The organism is Thiocapsa sp. UBA6158, from assembly GCF_002423035.1.
Taxonomy (GTDB): Bacteria; Pseudomonadota; Gammaproteobacteria; order Chromatiales; family Chromatiaceae; genus Thiocapsa.
On the sequence record NZ_DIUM01000067.1, the window covers coordinates 1 to 16,827 of the forward strand.

The following is a 16,827-nucleotide window of genomic DNA, read 5'->3' on the forward strand; positions in this document are numbered from 1 at the left end:
GCTGAGGCACGACGCTAATCACCTTATTTTTTAATGACTTAAATCGCGCTTGCTCCAGCGCTCGTCAAATCTGCCGGGGTCGATCCCATCCAAAAACATCGCATACCGCGCTCGGCGCGGTTTAGCATAGCGTTCGCTCGTTCCTGAGCCGCGCGGATGCACCGGGCCACGCGGTTTCAGCCTGCCAATTCTGGCGTATCGACGGGTCGACCCTGGGGTCGGCCGAGGACCCACCATGATTCGTGCGTTAGTGCTGATGAATATCAAGCGGGGTCTGGTCCCCGCCATGGCCAAGCAGTTGGCCGAGATGGACGAGGTCGTCGATGTCTACTCGGTGACCGGACCATATGACCTGGTCGCCATCATCCAGAGCGCGGAATACGAGCGGCTCGCCGAGATCGTGACCGAGAAGCTGCAAGGTCTGGAGGAGATCGAGCAGACCACGACGCTGATGGCGTTCCGCAACTACAAATTCACACTCTGACGAGACCGAGGTCGAAACGATGATCCGTGTGGCATTGCGCAAGCTCACGATCGGCGAACACCTGCAGGAGGAAGACATCTTCGGGGTCATTCGCGGGATTCGCGAGGGTGAGATCACGGACGTGCAGATCGCCGGTTTCCTGGTCGCCCTGCTGATGAAGGGACCGACGATCAAGGAGGTGGCCTCGATCGCCCGGGCGATGCGGGCGAACTGCGAGCAGATCACACCCGCTGTCGAGGGTGACCTCATGGATACCTGTGGGACCGGCGGCGGACAGACGACCTTCAATTGCTCGACGACGGTCGCGCTGGTGGCGGCGGCGGCTGGAATCCCCGTGGCCAAACATGGCAGCCGCTCGCTCGCCTCCTCCTCGGGGAGCGCCGACGTGCTGGAGCGGCTGGGCGTGGCCATCGACCTCGCGCCGCGCCAGGCCGAGACGCTGATCGAGCAAACGGGGATTTGTTTCCTGCATGCGCCCAATTTCCACCCCGTCATGCACCGGGTGCTGCCGCCCGAGCTGTCGCTCGGCATCAAGACCATCTTCTACACCATCATCGGTCCGCTGGTGAATCCGGCGAACGCCAGACGCCACCTGCTGGGTGTCTACAAGCCCGAGCTGGTCACGATGGTTGCGGATATCCTGGTTGAGCTCGGGTTCCAGCACGCCTTGGTCGTGCATGGGCTGGACGGTCTCGATGAGATTTCGGTGATCGGCAAGACCTCGGTGGCCGAGGTCAAGGACGGCTGGGCCAAGAAATATGAGCTGACCCCTGCCGACTTTGGGCTACGCACGTACAGTTACGATGAGCTGGTGGGCGGTGACCCCCAGCAAAACGCTGATCTGTTGCGGGCTATCCTCGCCGGCACCGAGGGGGGCGCGCGCCGCGATATGGTCATCGCCAATGCAGCCGGCGCCTTGCTGGTCGGCGGCAAGGCCGGGTCGCTGCGCGAGGGCGCCGCACTCGCGGCTGAGCTGATCGACAGTGGCGCGGCCCTGCGCAAGCTCGACCAGCTCGTGGCCGCATCCAACCGCATCGCGGAAGCGGAGTCCCGGTGATGGACCCGCGCCCATGCCGTTTTTCGGCCGCGTTGGACGCCGCGCGTGCTGCCGGGCGACGCCCCTTGATCACCGAGATCAAGGTCAAGAGCCCGAAGGAGGGTGACCTCCTCGCAGGTCGTGATCCGGTGATCGTGGCACGGCACATGGTCGACGCCGGAGCGGCATGCGTGTCGGTGGTGACCGAGGGGCCGCACTTCGGCGGGAGTCCCGAGCTGCTGCGCGCGGTCGCCGCCGCCGTCCCGGTGCCGATCCTGCGCAAGGACTTCGTGACCGAGCCGGCACAGGTGCGGGAGACGCGCGCGCTCGGCGCCTCCTGTCTGCTGTTGATGGTCGCCATGCTGGAGTGGCCGCGACTGTTGGAGCTGCATGAGGAGGCCCGGCGTTGTGGCATCGAGACGCTTGTCGAGGTCCACGACGAGCAGGAGTTGGAGCAGGCCCTGACCCTGGACCTGGATCTACTCGGGATCAACAATCGCGATATTCGCCAGCTGGAGATGGACGAGGGTGGGCCGAGCAAGACACTCGAGCTGCTGCGACGGGTTCCTGCTGGCGTGCGGGTCGTCAGCGAGAGCGCGATCGGCTCACCCGCGCAGGCGCAGGCGCTCGTGGCGGCCGGCGCGGCCGGTCTGCTGGTCGGCACCGCCATCCTGCGGGCGAGCGATGTGGGTGAGGCGGTCAGCCGCTTTGCGATGGGCGAGGTCGTCTGAGTCGTGGTCCGGGTCAAGATTTGCGGCAACACGGATGCGCAGCAGGTCGCCTGGTGCTTGGAGGCCGGGGCGGACAGCCTGGGCTTCGTCGTCGAGTACCCGGTGGCCGTGCCTTGGGGGTTGACGCGCGCGCAGGCGCGCCCGCTCCTCTCACTGGTCCCGCCGCTGACCACCCAGGTCGTCGTGACGGGGGGCGAGGCCGATCATGTCATCGCGTTGGCCCGCGAGCTCATGCCCGATGTCATCCAGCTCCACACCGACAATGACCTCGAGGACACGGCCAGGATCGCGCGTGCGCTCGCCCCGCTCGGCATCGCGCTGATCCGTGCCCTGCGTATCGACGTGGCGACTGGGCAGGCCTGCGGCACGATCGCGGACCCGCTGCATGCCGTGCTCGCCCTGCAAGAGACCGGCATCGCCGCGCTGCTGGTGGATGCGCGCACCCAACAGCTGCCGGCGGGGACCGGCGCGCGCGTCGATCGGGAGATCGCCTTGCGACTGCGCCGAGCGCTCACCTTGCCGCTCATCCTCGCCGGAGGGCTCACGCCGGAGAACGTCGGCGAGGCCGTGGAGCACATCGGCCCCTATGGCGTGGATGTCATCAGCGGCGTGGAGGCGAGCCGCGGGGTGAAATCGCCCGAGCTGATCCGCCGCTTCGTCCAGCAGGCGAAGGGACTGCCGGATCGCGGATCGGTGGCATCCGCGCACAGCCACGGCGAATCAAGCTGACGCCGCCGCATTCAGTCGACACGCCTCAGCACATGGACGACATCGCCACAGACCCCGTCCGCGTTGGCCATCAGCTCCATCTCCGCCTCGGTCATGTCGGCGACGGCTTGCGCCTCGGGGTCGTCGGCATGGGCGGCGCGGCACGCGGGTCGGCGCGTTCGCAGCGGACTGTAGTCGTCCCGCATCCAGGCGGAATGGGGCAATGCGTGGTGCGCGATGACCTCCCGGCCGAGGTCACGGCAGGTGGCGAGTGGGCATCTTGTTCACACCAAATGGCAACCTGACCTCCGCGCACAAGCCGCCGAGCGCGCACGAGCGACCAAAGACGATGCGCCCCCGGTAGCTCTCGACGATCTCCTTGGCGATCGCCAGGCCGAGTCCGTGGCCGGTGACCTCCTCGTCGAGTCGGACCCCTCGACCGGTAATGTCGGCGATCTCGGCATCCGAGCAGCCGGGTCCGTCGTCCTCGACCCTGAAGACCAGTTCTTGCGCGTCCTGCGACAGGCTGCACCGTACCCGCCTGTCGGCCCACTTGCAGGCATTGTCGAGCAGGTTCCCGAGCAGCTCCAGCATGTCCTCGCGGTCCACGTCGAGCGGGCCGGAGGTGCGGATGTCGAGCTGGAGGTCCAGAACCTTAGGGGCATGGATGCGGCCGAGTAGCCGGATGAGGGTCGGCAGCTCCTCGTCGGGGTCGAAGCGCAGTCCCGCCCCGCCGGCACCGGCGAGGCGCGCGCGTTTGAGCTGGCGCTCGGCGAGACGGTGCAAGCGCTCGACCTGCTCGATCAGTGCTTCACGCATTTGCGGATCGATCGACAGTGCCGGGTCGAGAAGCTGTTGTCGCAAGAGACCGAGCGGACCCTTGATTGCGTGCGACAGGTTGCCTGCCGCTGTGCGCGAGCGTTCCAGGCGCTGCGTGAACAGCAGCAGCAGCCGGTTGAGCTTGCGCACCAGAGGGAGGATCTCGCTCGGCACTTGCTCGGTCAGGGCGACGGTCTGACCGGACTCAAGGCGTCCGATGTCGCGGTAGAGGGGGATCAGGGTCGCGAAGGCCCTCCGGACGACGAAGCGCTGCACCAGCAACATCAGGAGCAGCCCGCCGAGCGCCATCGCGGCGAACAGCCGCTCGTAGTGAACCAGGGCATGATCGAGCGGTGTGACATCCTCGGCGACCGCAAGGGAGAAGTCGCCGCCCTCCAGCCGGTAGCCGCCTCCCAGCACCAGTAGTTGCTGCCGCTCCGGGCCAACGGCGCGCCAATATTCCGACACGCCCGGTCCGAGCGGCCGACCGGCGAGATCCTGATCCCAGAGTGATCGCGATCGTATGCGTTGCCCGTCGTGGGTCTCGATCACGAAATAGTGCCCGGAATAGGGCTGGTGGTAGACCGGTGTGAGCCGTTGCTGGCCGAACTCGAGTCCTCCGTCCGGGTTTCGGGACAAAGCGCCGACCAGGGCCTCGGCATCGTGCGCCAGTCGCGAGAGCACGAAGGCGTCGGCGGTGCGGTGCAGGGCCGCGTGGCCGATCCACCAGACCGCCCCGATCAGGACCACCAGGCTGGTGGCCAAGCCGAGCTGAAGACGGCCCTCCAGCGATTTCATTGGCGGGGGAACAGATAGCCTTGACCGCGCAGGGTCTGGATTCGGTCCTTGCCGATCTTCTCGCGCAGACGCCGCACATAGACCTCGATCAGATTACTGCCCCGGTGGGCCTCGAGCTCATACACATGATCCATGATCTGGGGCTTGGAGAGGATCCGGTCGGGATTGAGCATCAGATAGCGGAGCAGTCGAAACTCGGTGCCGGTCAGCTCAATGGGGTTGCCGTCGGTAAGGACAACCCGCTGCCGATCCTCATCCAAACACAGCCCGCCGACTTCCAGCCCGCTGCGCAGATTGCCGGCCGCGCGTCGTGTCAGTGCATTGAGCCGCGCGATCAGCTCTTCCATATGGAAAGGCTTGCCGAGATAGTCGTCGGCCCCGGCCTTGAGTCCGTCGACGCGCTCATGCCAGGCATCGCGCGCGGTGAGCACCAGCACAGGTGTCGTCACACCGCGCACGCGCCAATTGCGCAGCACCGTCAATCCGGGCCGCCCGGGGAGTCCGAGATCGAGAACGATGGCGTCGTAGGGTTCGCCTGCGCCGAGCGCCTCGCCCGTGATCCCGTCGGCGGCATGATCGAGGACAAAGCCTGAGGATTTGAGTGCCTTTTGCAGCTCGGCGGCGAGCGCCATGTCATCCTCGATCAGCAGCAGGCGCATTAAATCGCGTCCTGGGCGACAAACGACATCGGCCTGATTCTACGACGCCGAAGGCTCATGAAGAACATTGGAGTCGACGCGATTTAAGATGTAAAAATTCAATCACCTGAATAGCGTCTGCTGCGGTGTTCGTTGATGATCGAACTGTCGCCTAAGGATACAGGAGCGCATGTCGTGCTGGACGCGGTTCAGCAAGGCTTACTTTTCTTTCCGCTTAATGACCTCGCCGGTCGCGGCGTCCAGATAGAGCTTGTGGACCGTCCCGTCGGCGGCCAGGATCTTGATCTCGTAAAGATAGACGCCGTCCTCGCGCTCGAGCTCGGCCTCGACGAGCTGACCGGGTTGCACGGTCTGGGCGCTGGCCATCACCTCGCCCATCGGCAGGATCTGCCCGGTCTCGCGCAGTTGCTTGATCTCGTCGTGGTCGAGCCGATCGCCGGCGAAGGCACCGCCCGTGACCAAAAGGAGTCCAGCCGCGACGGTGATTGCCGTCAGTCGTGGGTTATGCATACGTTTGCTCCCCTTCGGTCGCGGTAAGTGGTCTCGTGGTTCGTCGTCTCTTTGAGGCGGAGCGAGCCGGATCGGTCGAGGGCGATCCGTGTGTCGCCTTCGACCCGGATGTAGTCTCGTTCACGAAACTGAATTGGCGCTGAACTGGAGTTCAAATCGAGCGAGGAGGTAAGCGCGGGCGGGTTGTATGCCGCGAGCCTCGGTGTTCCAAGGTTAACCTTCGATCATCCGTCTTGCCGCTGCGTTCATGATCACCGGGTACCCGTCTCCGCGATCAGCACCTCGGCGTGAATGCCGAGGTGCCGGTGCAACCTGCGAATCATGGGGAGTGTCCACGGCATTGCATTCCTTGTGAGTGCCGATGCGGTGAGCCACTACCCGGAGCTACCGACGACCCGGACAGAATGGCTCCGCCCGTCAAAATTCGAGCGACGCCCGCGCCCACAGCTGCCGTCCAGGTTCGTTGACCTGCACCGGACCCGGGTTGAACGGATCGACGTTCGCGCGGTTCACGGCATAGGCGTAGGCGCGATCGAAGAGGTTGTCCACACCGAGGCTGAGCGTCGCGGCCTTTGAGATCTGTGCCTGACCATAGAGGTCGAGGATCCACCAGCCGGGTGTCGGACCGACGTCCAGACCGCTCCCGGTAAGCGGGTTGTCGTCCACGCGGTCTTGGGTGTCGTTCCAGTTCAACCGGGTGCCGACGGACCAGCGTTCGGCGAGGTAGTCGAGGCTGACGGTGCCGCCGAGCGGCGGGGTTTGGGCGATGGGTGTGGAATCGGTGCGATTCTGTGCGTAGACATAGGCCAGCGAGGCGCCGGCTCGCCAGTGCCGGGCAAACTCGATCGAGCCGGTCCATTCTCCGCCGGTGAGCTCGGCATCGATATTCCGATAGATGAATGTCCCGTCGGCCAGCAAGATACCAGGTTGGCCATGGGCGCGATCCCGCAAGATGAAATCGTCGACACGGTCGTAAAAGAGATCCAGCTGGGTGTTCCAATGCTCGGCGACCTTGGCCAGTGTCACTCCGATCTGATGATGCGCTTCGGGATCCAGGCCAGGGTTGCCGACCCAGCGTTGATTGCTCTCGACCGTCGAGGGCGCGGCGTTGGATGCGATGTAGCGTTCGGTGGCGTCGGCGGAGCGTAGGGTGCGGCTGACCCCGACCGAGAAAGAGAGGCCGTCGTTCAGGTTGTGCGCATAGGTCAGGAATCCGCCCAGATTGTCTTCGTCCGTGTCTTCGGCGCCGACACCATAGTAGGCCCGATACAGTTGCTCGGCTGAACGCACCCAGGCCGGTCCGATGGGAACAAGCGCCGCACGCGACTGCGAGACGCTGGCTTCGGTGCGGTCGTAGCGCAGCCCGCCGGTGAGTCGGGATTGCTCGGTCAAGGGGCGCTCGATCTCGACGAAAAGGCCGAGGTCTGAATTCACCACGTCCGGCCAGAGATACGAGTTGGGGACATCGACCGCGGCGGAGCGGTAGTTCCAAAAGCGCGTGGCGTCGCGATCGACCTGGAGATAATCGGTCCCGAGTGTCCAATTCATGCCCATCGCTTCCAGATCGGCCATCAGACGCCCGCCTGCTGTATCGGCTGTGCTGGGGGCGCGCATCTTGAACATGCCGGTCAGTGGCCGGAGGCTGTAATTGTCCATCAGATGATCGACCGCGACGCTGTAGAACTCCGCCTTCACCGCGGCGAAGGGACCGATCGGGGTGTCCTGGCCTAGGCGCAGACGCCACTGGTCGCTGTCGCTGTAGATGCCGTCCATGCCGGCTCCGGCGTAGAGGACGTCCCAGTCGTGGGTATGGTCGTAGCTCAGCACGGCACGGGTGTCGTCGTTCGGGGTGAGACCGAGCGACAGGCCGGCGCCTTCGGTGTTGAAGGCGCTACGCACCGGATCGCCATTGCCGTCGTCGTAATTGTCCGCGGTCTGATACTGGCCGGTGGCGCGGGCAAAGCCCTCCGGGGTGCCGACCGTCACGTCGGCGCCTAGGTTGCCGGTGTGCGAATTGTCGGTGATGCCGCCGGTGAAGCGTGCGCGGAAGACCTCGCCGGGATCCAATCGGGGTGTGTCGCGCTCGAACAGGACGGTGCCGCCGGTTCCGCCGCCGCCGTAGCGGACCGTCTGCGAGCCCTTGATGACGGTGACTGAGTCGTAGTTGTCCAGATCCACATAGACTGTCGGTGGGTCCATCCGGTTGGGGCAGCCACCGAAGGCATAGGCGCCGTCGATCAGGATATTGAGCTGCCCGGCGGTCTGGCCGCGGATGATGGGGTCGATGCCGAGGCCGCCCATCCGGGCGCCGCTCACGCCCGGGACGGAGCGCAGGAGGTCGCCGCCGTCCGCCGGAAGGCCGGGTGTGACCTCGACGATGGGTGCGACGAAGGTCGCGGGCGGGAGCTCGTCCGGGCGATCCGCGGTCACCTCCAGCTCGGGTAGGACCACGCCGCCGTCTTCGGCGGTTTGCGCGGACGCCGTGTCGGCCCGGGGCGCGACCGAGAGTCCCGCCAGCATCACGATGAGTAAGCCGATCCCGGCGCCGAGCGGAACACCGCTCGGCGTCCGGGCCGCTGTCTCGTCCGCGACATGAAGCGTCGCAGGACTCGTCGCTAGGTTTGCGAGCCGACGACTGCAAGACCTTAATTTTATTGTGCTCATTTGATGTGCCTCCGCGCCTCTCGTCTGCGTGATCGAGTTGCGGATGAGCCTAGCCAAGTTCGCTCCCGCTTTGCCGAGATTTGAGGTTTTACTGATCGGAGACAGAGAAGAGTCTGTGATATCACCGAGTGTCTACTCGATATCGCGCAAAGTCTTGCTCGGCCATCCGCTTCCAACGCTCGTCAAGTCTGCCGGGGTCGATCCCATCCACACACATCGCATTTCGCTCAGCGCGCGGTTTAACCGGGCACGCTCTCTTCGCCGAGGCTGGCCGGATCCTGATGGATGGTGATGTCCGAGTCCGGATGCATGTCGCGAATGCGCGCATCGACATCGAGGGCGACCTGATGGGCGGCGAGCAGCGGCATGGTGTCGTCGAGCGCAAGGTGCAGTTGGATGATCAGGGATTGTCCTGACCGACGTGTCCGCAATCCATGCACCCCCAGCACGCCGGGAACCGAAGCCGCAAGGTCAAGGATCTGTCGGCGCGCCTCTTCGGGAAGCTCGCGGTCCATCAGAAGCTGGACCGCATCGAAGCCGATCCGCAGGGCGCTGTACAGGATATAGGCCCCGATGGCCAGGCCGAACAGCGGATCGAATCCGGACCAACCGGCCGAGGTAAGCAGCAAGGCCACGACGGTCGCGGCATTGGTGGCCAGGTCCGTCGCGTAGTGCAGGGCGTCCGCCCGGATCGCCGCCGACCCGGTACGGCGGATAACGTACCGTTGGAACGCCAGCAACGCCAAGGTGACCAGGATGGCGAAACCGATCACGAGCAGGCCGACTTCGGCTTCCGCGACGGGTTGCGGATGCAGTAGACGGTCGACCGCCTGCAGGCCGAGAAACACGGCCGAGACGGCAATCAAGGTCGCCTGTCCGAGCGCGGCCAGTGCTTCGGCCTTCCCGTGTCCGAAACGGTGCTCGGCGTCCGGCGGCATCAGCGACCAATGCACCGCCAGCAGATTCACCAGCGAGGCGCCCGCGTCCATCGCGGAATCCACCAACGAGGCCAGAACGCTGACCGATCCTGTGACCAACCAGGCCCCAAGCTTGGCCAAGATCAACAGACAAGCCGTGGCGACCGAGGCGTAGGTGGCCAGACGCAGCAGTCGGTCGTTCGAGGCGCCGGATCTGGCTGATGTGGCGGACGCGGGTGTGCTCGGACTCACTGCGGTGCTCCTTGTTGGCGTGACCTAAAGCCTCCAGCCTCCGCTTATCAGCCATCAGCGATCAGCTTTCGGCGTTCCGATGTCGGGGGTCAGGTCGGTTTGGGGTGATTGCCCCTGTCCGGGTCTGGCATCCAGGCGGGTCAACTGCAACTCTAGGCTGGCGGCTGGCGGCTGGCGGCTGGCGGCTGGAAGCAGGAGGCTCCCTCGAGAAAGCCGATGCCCCGCGCGCTATTCCTCGAACACCAGCGCGATCGGCTTCTGCATAAAGGCATGCCTGACCTGGGCATTGTCGAACACCGAGACGGCGAAGGGGTAGGCCGCCGTCAGATCCTCGAACTGCACGTCGGTCTCGCTGCCCGTGACCAGTTTCCGACGCATCTCCATGGACCAGACACCGTCGTTCCAGGACAAACCGAGTGCGATATCGCCGCGGTCGCCCTCGAAGGGCGCGATCATGATGGAGGCGACCTCGTCGCCGGGCTCGAATCGACTATCGTCGAAGGGGACCTTCTCGTCAGCCATGACCCAATAGGCTCCGCCCTTGTTGGCCGCTTTGCCGTCGCCGGACATGAACTCGGGTACTCCCTCGACCAACGCGATGTCGGCATAGCCACCGCCCGTCTTGGCATCGGATTTTCGCCCGGCGTTCTTCGCGGTCTCCGGATCGAAGCGGGTGTGGTCCAGCCACTGGTCGTCGACCTGTCCGACCGGGCCGGTGCGCACGGTCTTGATGTGCCACATATCACCGCGCTCGCCTTCGTTCTCGGTGTACTTGTTGCCGTATGGCTTGGGCGGCTCGTCGTCGTGACAGGCCGCGAAGCAGCCATCGGCCTCGAAATCAGGAATAGAGTTGTCGATCGGCCAGATCAGGGCCGCCTTGTCCTCGTAGAAGCTGTTATTGTCGCCGCCGACGTCATTGGGATCCTTGAGCTTCTTCCAGGAGCCGTCGGTCTGTTTGACGTAGGGGGAGCGCTGCTCGGAATGGGTCGAGTCCTCGTACTGCAGCAGCAGAAAGAGCGCGTCGCCGACGCGTGCTGCGCGAATGGTACCGTCGGTGCTGCCCTTTTCGTCGAAGTTCGCGCCCTTCTTGAAATGGAGCTTCGCCGGCGCGGCTGCGTCCCAAACCGCATCGTCGTCGGCGCCGTCCAGGGTCGGCGCCGTGTCGAAGGCGATCGCCGTCACCGTCTCGAGTGCTCGGGCAGCGAGCACGGGAGCGGAAAACGCGCAGGTGGCGACGAGCATGGCCGACAAGGCCGTGGTCTGTCTTTTCGGGTTCGCAATCATCTTCGGGTTCCTCTGGTGGTGGTCGTCGTTCTTGTTGTGGCTCGGATCGGGGCTGCGCCGGTGAAGAGCGCTCGCCGATCCGGCTTTCGGGCTGCTCTGCCGCGATGCCGTCGTCCCCTGATCCCGGCGACCGCTTGCGGTCGATCGGACATCAGCGCACATGTCCGTTTGAGCTCCACAGCAGCCGGCGCTTCTGCGAGAGCCTTTCGTCCCCGGCAATCGAGCGACGGGCGACCCGTCGAGTCGGCTGCCGCTTCGCTCCTTGTACCGCCGACCGCGTCGCAACACAATCTCGCGGGCCGGCGGGTCCCTAAGCATCCCGTTCAGTCGTCGTCGCGACGGTGCTCGCCATCCTCGGCATCGCCGCTGCGATGACATTCCACGCAGTTCTCGAAGTCGCGGATGCCTTCTTCCAGGTGCTCCTCGCGGATACCGGAACGTGAGTGCTCATGGCATCCGTAACAGGTGTAACGACTGTAGTCCTCGCTTATGTGGCAGGTTGCGCAGGCGGTGCTGTGGTCTTGGTCGAATCGGAAGAACCGATCGTGGTCGAGCGTCGCCGGTGTCCAGCGATCTTGGGAGTGACACTGGCCGCACTCGCCGAGGATGTCTCGATGAAGACCGTCCCCGGGGCGCAGGTGACACCCGGTGCACTGGTCCCGCAGACCCACCCGCAACAGTTCGTGGGAGAACTGCCCGATCGGCCGAAAGGCCTGCACGCCTCGATGGTCGCTATGGCAGGCGACGCAGTCCTGCTCGATCAGATCCTGATGAAAGGCGACAAGCTTCTGTTCGCCGGCGATCGGCACGCCTTTGGTGGTGATCAGACCGATGTCCGCCGGCTTGTGGCATTGGGTGCATTTGCCCGGCGTACTGCCGATAAACGGCTGGTGACAGGCGAAACAGTCGGTCTCCAACGCGCGATGAGCTTCGATCAGGTTGCCTGGGGCAATCATCAGGTGCGGATAGACAAACGCAAGCACCAGTAAGACAGCCAGGTTCGCAGCGACGAGATAGGCGATCGTTTTTCCGTTCATTGCCACTGCCAGAAGAAGAGAATGCTGAGGATATGGGCGAGCCCGAGGACGCCGAACGCCATCGTGATCGGGATATGGATCGTCCGCCATTGCTTCATGACATCGACGGTGACGGCGTCCCAGAAGACCTCTTTTTCGATCTCTCCTGCTGCGACACCGCGCTGCGAATAGGTCTCGCGCTTCGTGCCCAGACGTCGTCGGGAGCGGTCCAGCAGGTATTGACCGGTCATCCCGCTTGCCGCATTGATCAGCATCGCGATGAGGGCAAGTCAGGGCAGGATGGCGTAGACGTGGACACCGGCGTGGACCAGGATCATCAGAACCCCGAGCCACGCCAGAATCTCGTGTAGCTGCAACAGCCGCTTGGGCTGACTGAACCGAATCAGCTTGCGCTTGCGCATCGAGTATCCAAACGACAGCAGGATCAGGAAGGTCCCCGGGATGCCGAGATAACGCCCGATCCAGTAGAGATCGAGTGCGTGGAGCAGGGCATCCGTCATGGCGGTGGCAACGATCAGAGAGCCGAACATCACCAGGAAAGGCAGCACCTCTCGACGAACGATCGAACGGTTCATGATTAGATATCCAGGGTGATGTCGGTCGACGGCGTCGCGATACACAGCAGACAGTGGCCGGGTTTCACATCCGCGTCGGGCTGCTGTCGATACAGCACCTCGCCCGCCGCGATGCGGGTCTCGCAACAGCCGCAACTGCCGGCGCGGCAGCCGGAATCGACACGAATCCCTTGATCTTCGATGAGTTCCAAAAGCGACTCGCTCGCGGAAGGATCCCACGGCACGGAGGTGCCCGACTTGCCGAAGCGCACGGTGATCGGGTTTTCGGCCAGCGCTTGGGCCTGTGCTTGGGGCGAGGTTTGGCCCCGATTCAGCGACGCGGGCCCGAAGGATTCGTAGTGGATATTCCAGGCCGGCACGCCGGCGGCTTCCAGCGCGGGAACCAATGCCTCCATCATCGGGGGCGGGCCGCAGACGTAGTATTCATAACGACCGAGATTCAGTACCTCTTGGAGAAGTCGGATGTCGATGTACCCCCGGTGGTGATAGTCGATCCCGGGGATATCCTCGTCGGATGGATTGGCATAGACGACACGCAGATGAAAGCCCGGATGGGTGTCGCGCAGCACTGCCAGGTGCTCCTTCATGATGTGCTCGGTGCGGTTGCGCACGCCGTAGAACAGCCAGACCTCGCGTGGATCGGCCCAATGGGCCAGGGCGTTGAGGATACTCAGCATCGGGGTGATGCCGATGCCGCCGGCGATCAGCACGATCGGCAGATCCCCGTCCTCGATCAGGTGAAAGTGCCCCGACGTTGCCCTGACGGCGAGGCGCGTGCCTTCACGGACCAAGTCGTGGAAATGGCTCGATGCCACGCCGCCGGGAAGTTCGGCCCGTCCGGGCGGAGCAGGCACGCGTTTGATGGAGACCCGGTAGAGATCGGAGCGCGGGCGATCCGAGAGCGAATAACACCGCACGACGCTCTTGGTCGATCCGGCATCGCCGTTCGGGATCTCCAGCTTGAAGGTGAGATATTGGCCGGGGCGGAAGGCCGGGAGTCGTGCGCCGTCGGCGGGAGCCAGATGGAACGAGCAGACGTCGCCGTTGCGGTCTTCCGGGGTTCGCCGTTGAACGACGAACTCCTTGTACCCGGCCCAGGCCGACGGGAAGGCGTCGAACTCGTCAGGATCGACGTTGTCCTGGTTCCCTTCCGCATCCGATGGCGTCCGATACTGCGGCGCGCCCGGTCCGTCGCCGAACGCTTGGGTTTGCAGCGCGCGGAACTTGCCACGGTAGCGATGACGGGCGGCCAGCGCGAAACCGGCCACCTGCCCCAGAATCAAAACGCCGATCAGGCTTGAAAGGGTTGCGGTACTCATGATGTCGGTCCCAGCAAAGTGGTCCCCGGCGGCCGGCCGCCGTACCTGCTGCGCTCGGCCACCGGGGCAGGTCGAGGTCAAGCCTCGAAGCAGCCCAAACAGGCTTTTAGTCGTCCCAGCGTCCGTGACCCGGGATGGAGACCTGATCTTCGTTGTAGATACCCTTGTCCGCGCCGCGGTGACAGCTGTTGCATTGGCTGAAGCTGCCGACCTCCGGGTTTCCGGTCACCAGACGGGTCGGAACCTCGTCGTGTTTGTTCACGAAGTATCGGGTCCGGGTGATACGCGGGAGGGCGGCGTCCGCAGTGGCGTCGCCCACAAAGGAAAAGGCGCGCGAGCGCGAACTGGTACCTTGGTCCGCCGAATTGGCGACCAGGTAGCTCGCGATCTCGCCACGCAGCGCGTCGGATAGAGAGGCGTCGTCGCCGTAATGGTCCGCCAAGGCATCGGGGCCCATGATCCGTGCCCAGTCCAGGGCCGGCAGCAGACCGGGTTGATAGGCCAGATGGCAGGAGCCGCATTCTTCGCCGTAGGCCGCATTCATGACCGGGTCGACATCGGGGCGGGATTTGAGCCAACCGCCGCCTTTTTCGTGTTTCTCGTGATCGTCGTCGTCGGAATCGCCGATGGCCAGGCCGACGGCGCCCAGCGAGAGGAGTCCGGCTGCGATGATGGCGATGGTTCGGGTCGATAGAGGCATTGGAGTCGGCTCCTGATTACTGGGTTTCGATATAACTGATGAAATCGGCCTTCTCATCGCTTGTGCATTCGCGCCCGAGGGTCCAACGACAATTGCGCAGCAGCCATTTCTCGACCTTGGCCTGATCCGTCAGGCGTTGCGGATCGACCGATGGTGCCAACGGCTCGATGGCCTTGTTGGTGACTGCGTGTCGGCCAGGCTTGGTCAGGTCACGGCCGTGGCAGGTCACGCAACTGCGCGCCGGCGAGCCGTCGCTCTGCGGGTATTCCTTGGTCCAGGCTGCAGCGCCCGCGGCAGCATCGGCGGCGAAGGACGCGGTCGGGATGGCTATGGCGCCAGACATGCCGATCAGAATGGCCAGAGTCGCTTTCAGGTCGGGTTTCATTGGATGTCCCTCCGCTTCAATCCGGTGATCATGCCGCCGATCAGGTTTTCCCGATGGGACAGGCTGGAGAAGATGACGCCGGCCACGTGGGCGACGATCAGTGCAAGCGTGAGATTGGCCATGACCTCGTGGACCGCCTCGAAGAAGTGGCCCCAGGACCCCGGCAGCGCGCTCATCATCGGTGCCAGCGGACCCGAGAGCTCTTCCGCGCCGTAGATGGCCAGACCGCTCAATCCGGTCAGCACGACCGTGATCATCAGGGCGATCACCATGGCGCCGCCGGCCGGGTTGTGGCCGAGATAGCGAGGGGCGCGCAGCCGCAGAGCATCCCGGACATAGGCCAGGACGTCGCTCGGCTTGCGCACGAAATCGCTGAAACGGGCGTGTCGGGTGCCGATCAGGCCCCAGATCAGACGCACGGCAATCAGGCTCAGCACCAGGTAGCCGGCCCAGACATGCACGCCGAGGAGGCCGTCCTCGACGATGAAGGCGGTGGCGAAACCGCCGACCAGTGCCCAGTGGAAGATTCGGACGAGAGGATCCCAGACGCGGATGCGTTCCGGGCTATCCGCTTGGGTGATCGCCGGTGCGACCATGGTCTCGGTGGTCATCTGCTCGCTCTCCTGATCTCTGCGTTGAGGATGGTTTGGCCTCGATCGATCGTGGCCTGGGTGCAGAATACGGGGGCGAGCCTGACGAAACCCTGTGCGCCCTTGTCAGCGAACGGTCAGCTTGGTTCGGTTCATAATGCGTTCCATGCATACTCAGCCGTTCTTCCGTCGTCGACTCTTGGCCGCCCTTGTAGCGTTCGCTCTGGCCCCGGCCATGTCACTCGCGGACTCCCCGGTGCATGAAGCCAATGGCGCGGCGCGCCATGATCACGACCGAGCTCGATATGCCCTGCAGCAGGGCGAGGTCCGACCGATCGCCGAGATCCTGCGACGGGTCGCGGACGAGGTTCCGGGTGAGGTCATCGAGGTGGAGCTCGAGCGCGAGAAGTGGCTCGGCAAGCGACTCTGGGTCTACGAGATCAAGCTGATCGCGCAGGACGGGCGGCTGGTGGAGGTGCTGGTCGACGCCGCGACGGCCGAGATTCTCGCGGTCGAGGAGGACTGATGCGCCTGCTTTTGGTCGAGGACGACGTGCGACTCGCGGAGGGCTTGGTCGCCGCGCTGGCGGGTGCGGGCTTCGTGGTCGATCACGAGACCGACGGCGAAATGGCCTGGTTCAAGGGCGACACCGAGAGCTATGCTGCGGCAATCCTGGATCTCGGTCTGCCGAGCATGGACGGGCTCTCGATCCTGCGCAAATGGCGAGCGAACGGGCAGCGCTTTCCGGTGCTCATCCTGACCGCGCGAGGTGATTGGAAGGAGCGGGTCGAGGGCATCGACGCCGGGGCCGACGACTATCTGCCCAAGCCGTTCCGAATGGAGGAACTGCTGGCGCGTCTGCGTGCGCTGGTGCGACGGTCCGCGGGACAGGCCAGCGCGGTGCTCGTCAACGGCCCGGTCGTCTTGGATACCCGGCGGATGGCCGTGGCGGTCGATGGTGTCCCGATCCATCTCTCCCCGCAGGAATACCGTCTCGTCAGTTATCTGATGCAGCACGCCGGACGGGTCGTCTCCCAGCTCGAGCTCACCGAGCAGCTTTATGCGCAGGACTTCGAGCGCGAGTCCAACGCCGTCGAGGTCCTGGTCGGGCGGGTGCGCCGCAAGCTCGGGGTGGATCTGATTCAGACGCGGCGGGGGTTCGGATATCTGGTCGAGGAGGCGGCGCGTTGAACCGCCGGCAGCAGGCTTCCAGTCGCCGGCCTCCTGCTTCAAGCCGCCGGTCGAGGGCTTCTGCCCTTCGGCGTTGCGGAGTCACACCACTTCACTCGCGGTCCAGAGGATTCCGACTCGGCCGCAATGCGTCTGCAGCTGGAGGCAGCAGGCAGGAGGCAGGAGGCT

The 16,827-nt window shown here is 64.6% G+C and carries 20 protein-coding genes; 6 read left to right on the top strand and 14 right to left on the bottom strand.

Annotation, left to right across the window (positions count from 1 at the left end):
- Positions 1-235: 235 nt before the first annotated feature.
- The 4 genes from B4N44_RS09720 to B4N44_RS09735 are packed head-to-tail and all read left to right on the top strand — an operon-like array spanning position 236 to position 2,980.
- On the top strand, positions 236-484 hold the full coding sequence (locus tag B4N44_RS09720; protein WP_296700003.1) for an Lrp/AsnC family transcriptional regulator: 249 nt from the start codon (positions 236-238) through the stop codon (positions 482-484).
- Between the two features lie 19 nt (positions 485-503).
- Positions 504-1,541, top strand: coding sequence for an anthranilate phosphoribosyltransferase (gene trpD, locus B4N44_RS09725; protein ID WP_296700005.1), 1,038 nt, complete (start codon positions 504-506; stop codon positions 1,539-1,541).
- Positions 1,541-2,251 carry an indole-3-glycerol-phosphate synthase gene (locus B4N44_RS09730; RefSeq protein ID WP_296700008.1) on the top strand — a complete coding sequence of 237 codons (711 nt, stop codon included), beginning with the start codon at positions 1,541-1,543 and terminating at the stop codon, positions 2,249-2,251. Before trpD ends, B4N44_RS09730 begins: the two co-directional genes overlap by 1 nt.
- Positions 2,252-2,254: 3 nt before the next feature.
- Positions 2,255-2,980, top strand: a complete 726-nt coding sequence (locus tag B4N44_RS09735; RefSeq protein WP_296700010.1) for a phosphoribosylanthranilate isomerase — start codon at positions 2,255-2,257, stop codon at positions 2,978-2,980.
- 11 nt (positions 2,981-2,991) lie between these two features.
- Here the strand turns inward: B4N44_RS09735 and B4N44_RS09740 are convergent, their stop codons facing one another.
- From B4N44_RS09740 to B4N44_RS09805, 14 genes are all read right to left on the bottom strand, one after another.
- Entirely contained in the window at positions 2,992-3,183 is a 192-nt protein-coding gene (locus B4N44_RS09740; RefSeq protein WP_296700012.1) for a hypothetical protein, read from the bottom strand.
- Between the two features lie 31 nt (positions 3,184-3,214).
- Positions 3,215-4,576, bottom strand: coding sequence for a sensor histidine kinase (locus B4N44_RS09745; protein WP_296700016.1), 1,362 nt, complete (start codon positions 4,574-4,576; stop codon positions 3,215-3,217).
- On the bottom strand, positions 4,573-5,235 hold the full coding sequence (locus B4N44_RS09750; protein ID WP_296700019.1) for a response regulator transcription factor: 663 nt from the start codon (positions 5,233-5,235) through the stop codon (positions 4,573-4,575). The genes B4N44_RS09745 and B4N44_RS09750 overlap by 4 nt, the downstream gene beginning before the upstream one ends.
- 198 nt (positions 5,236-5,433) lie before the next feature.
- Positions 5,434-5,745 (bottom strand): PepSY domain-containing protein, encoded by a 312-nt coding sequence (locus B4N44_RS09755; protein WP_296700021.1) that lies wholly within the window; start codon positions 5,743-5,745, stop codon positions 5,434-5,436.
- Positions 5,746-6,162: 417 nt separating this feature from the next.
- Positions 6,163-8,409 carry a TonB-dependent copper receptor gene (locus B4N44_RS09760; protein WP_296700023.1) on the bottom strand — a complete coding sequence of 749 codons (2,247 nt, stop codon included), beginning with the start codon at positions 8,407-8,409 and terminating at the stop codon, positions 6,163-6,165.
- A 239-nt stretch (positions 8,410-8,648) separates the two neighbouring features.
- Positions 8,649-9,578, bottom strand: a complete 930-nt coding sequence (locus B4N44_RS09765) for a cation diffusion facilitator family transporter (RefSeq protein ID WP_296700026.1) — start codon at positions 9,576-9,578, stop codon at positions 8,649-8,651.
- A 228-nt stretch (positions 9,579-9,806) separates the two neighbouring features.
- Entirely contained in the window at positions 9,807-10,862 is a 1,056-nt protein-coding gene (locus tag B4N44_RS09770; protein ID WP_296700029.1) for an ethylbenzene dehydrogenase-related protein, read from the bottom strand.
- 323 nt (positions 10,863-11,185) lie between these two features.
- Positions 11,186-11,899: a cytochrome c3 family protein gene (locus tag B4N44_RS09775; protein WP_296700032.1), complete on the bottom strand. Its 714-nt coding sequence runs from the start codon at positions 11,897-11,899 to the stop codon at positions 11,186-11,188.
- Positions 11,896-12,129, bottom strand: coding sequence for a hypothetical protein (locus B4N44_RS09780; RefSeq protein WP_296700034.1), 234 nt, complete (start codon positions 12,127-12,129; stop codon positions 11,896-11,898). The genes B4N44_RS09775 and B4N44_RS09780 overlap by 4 nt, the downstream gene beginning before the upstream one ends.
- A 39-nt stretch (positions 12,130-12,168) precedes the next feature.
- The gene (locus B4N44_RS09785) at positions 12,169-12,474 is read right to left on the bottom strand and encodes a hypothetical protein (RefSeq protein ID WP_296700038.1); all 306 of its coding nucleotides are present in this window, start codon (positions 12,472-12,474) and stop codon (positions 12,169-12,171) included.
- A 2-nt stretch (positions 12,475-12,476) separates the two neighbouring features.
- Positions 12,477-13,793 (bottom strand): 2Fe-2S iron-sulfur cluster-binding protein, encoded by a 1,317-nt coding sequence (locus tag B4N44_RS09790; RefSeq protein ID WP_296700044.1) that lies wholly within the window; start codon positions 13,791-13,793, stop codon positions 12,477-12,479.
- A 106-nt stretch (positions 13,794-13,899) separates the two neighbouring features.
- Positions 13,900-14,493 carry a cytochrome C gene (locus tag B4N44_RS09795; protein WP_296700047.1) on the bottom strand — a complete coding sequence of 198 codons (594 nt, stop codon included), beginning with the start codon at positions 14,491-14,493 and terminating at the stop codon, positions 13,900-13,902.
- Positions 14,494-14,509: 16 nt separating this feature from the next.
- The gene (locus B4N44_RS09800) at positions 14,510-14,836 is read right to left on the bottom strand and encodes a DUF1924 domain-containing protein (RefSeq protein WP_414718137.1); all 327 of its coding nucleotides are present in this window, start codon (positions 14,834-14,836) and stop codon (positions 14,510-14,512) included.
- Between the two features lie 38 nt (positions 14,837-14,874).
- A complete protein-coding gene (locus B4N44_RS09805) occupies positions 14,875-15,489 on the bottom strand; it encodes a cytochrome b/b6 domain-containing protein (protein WP_296700054.1) in 615 nt (204 codons plus the stop codon).
- Between the two features lie 145 nt (positions 15,490-15,634).
- On the opposite strand from B4N44_RS09805, the gene B4N44_RS09810 reads away from it, so the two are divergent.
- Together B4N44_RS09810 and B4N44_RS09815 are read left to right on the top strand one after the other, a co-directional pair.
- Positions 15,635-15,994, top strand: coding sequence for a PepSY domain-containing protein (locus B4N44_RS09810; protein ID WP_296700057.1), 360 nt, complete (start codon positions 15,635-15,637; stop codon positions 15,992-15,994).
- Positions 15,994-16,659, top strand: coding sequence for a response regulator (locus B4N44_RS09815; protein ID WP_296700060.1), 666 nt, complete (start codon positions 15,994-15,996; stop codon positions 16,657-16,659). Before B4N44_RS09810 ends, B4N44_RS09815 begins: the two co-directional genes overlap by 1 nt.
- Positions 16,660-16,827: the final 168 nt, after the last annotated feature.